Here is a 1,406-nt window from a genome sequence, read left to right as displayed (position 1 = left end):
TCCCCGCGCCGGCCCCGGGCTCCGGCGGCCGGTCCGGGCCCGGCCGCGCCCCAGGGGCCCCGCCGGTCGCGTGCGGATGGCGCATGCTCTTTTGCTACGCCCGGCCCGCACCGGTGTCAAGGCGAGCCCGTACCGGCCCCGGGCTGCCCCGGGGCCCGCCGTGCGCCAGCATGGACGGCATGCCGAGCGAACCCCGCCGCACCACCGTGGTCAACCTCAAGGGCCACCGCGACGACCCCGGGTACCGCGACGTCGTCTACGTCGGCCGCGCCATGCACCGCGGCGGCTGGCACCTCGCCGAGTCCCCGCTGCACTGCCCGTACCGCCCCGGCCCGGACCTCACCCGCGAGGAGATGGTCGCCAGGTACCGCGCCCACGTGCTCGCCCACCCCGACCTGCTCGCCCTCGTCCCACCCCTGCGCGGCCACCGCCTCGGCTGCTGGTGCGCCCCGCTCCCCTGCCACGCCGACGTCCTCGCCGACCTCGCCGACCACCCGCCGAGCTGACGCCGGGCGGCTCAGAGCCCGGAGAGGTCCACCGTCACGGGGTACGGCACCGCGGCCTTGACCAGCCCGGTGAACAGCTCCCCCGCCCGGTACGCGGCCCCGGCCTCGTCCAGGACGTAGGTGTGGACGATCGGCACGCGGCCGGCGGCCTGCTCGACCCGCCAGTAGAACGGGATGCCCGCCTTGGCGTACTGGTCCGACTTGACCACCCGATCGGTGGTCTCCGATCCCGGCGAGACCACCTCGACCAGCAGCAGGACGTGGTCGGGTCTGGTCGGCGACTCGTCGATGGTGTCCGCGCGGTAGACCACGACGTCCGGTCGGCGGTTGTTCAGCGGCACGTCCTGCAGCCGGACGTCGAAGTCGGTGTCGGCGTTCCAGTCGACGCCGCCCGCCTCGTCCAGGGCGTTCGCCAAGAGCCGGGCGAGCCGGTTGTGCCGCTTGGAAGCGCTCGGGGACACGACCACCATCCCGTCGACGATCTCGATGCCCGCGCACTGCTCGTCCGTCCAGGAGTCGTACTGCTCACTGGTGATCTGCCGGTGCATCCACTCGGGTGCGATCATCTCAGCCGTCACCGCGTACCTCCCCTGTGCTGGGCGGGCCTCGTGCTGTGTGCCACAGCCTAGTACGAGCCCTCGTACGAGCGTTGCGGCGGTTTCGGACGGTTCGGGGACTGTTCGATATTCTCCGGGCGGGTGGCGGCGTGGGGCCGCCGGTGGGGAAGCGAGAGCCGTATGCAGTCGTCGTCCGGGGGTCCCGCGAGCGGGACGGCGTGGCAGTGGGACGAGGAGACGGACGGCGGCGGGGCCCCCGAGGACGTGATCGCGGGCGGCGGGGAGCGCGCGCGGCCGAGCCGGCGCCGGCTGCTGCTCGGGGCCGGGGTGCTCGCGGCGGGCG

General features: G+C 74.4%; 2 protein-coding genes. One reads left to right on the top strand and one right to left on the bottom strand.

Features of this window, described 5'->3' with window-relative positions; translation table 11 throughout:
* Positions 1-179 precede the first annotated feature (179 nt).
* Positions 180-506 carry a DUF4326 domain-containing protein gene (locus AE652_RS41400; RefSeq protein ID WP_049661153.1) on the top strand — a complete coding sequence of 109 codons (327 nt, stop codon included), beginning with the start codon at positions 180-182 and terminating at the stop codon, positions 504-506.
* Positions 507-517: 11 nt separating this feature from the next.
* On the opposite strand, the gene AE652_RS41395 is transcribed toward AE652_RS41400, so the two are convergent.
* The gene (locus tag AE652_RS41395) at positions 518-1,084 is read right to left on the bottom strand and encodes a Uma2 family endonuclease (RefSeq protein WP_049661152.1); all 567 of its coding nucleotides are present in this window, start codon (positions 1,082-1,084) and stop codon (positions 518-520) included.
* Between the last annotated feature and the right edge of the window lie 322 nt (positions 1,085-1,406).

Source organism: Kitasatospora sp. MY 5-36 (genome assembly GCF_001182915.1).
Classification (GTDB): Bacteria; Actinomycetota; Actinomycetes; order Streptomycetales; family Streptomycetaceae; genus Kitasatospora.
This window is presented reverse-complemented; position numbering and strand designations above follow the sequence as displayed.

Bases quoted from the DNA above. Each gene is read 5' to 3' on its own strand.
- AE652_RS41400 (WP_049661153.1), top strand. From the start codon at position 180: ATGCCGAGCGAACCCCGCCGCACCACCGTGGTCAACCTCAAGGGCCAC.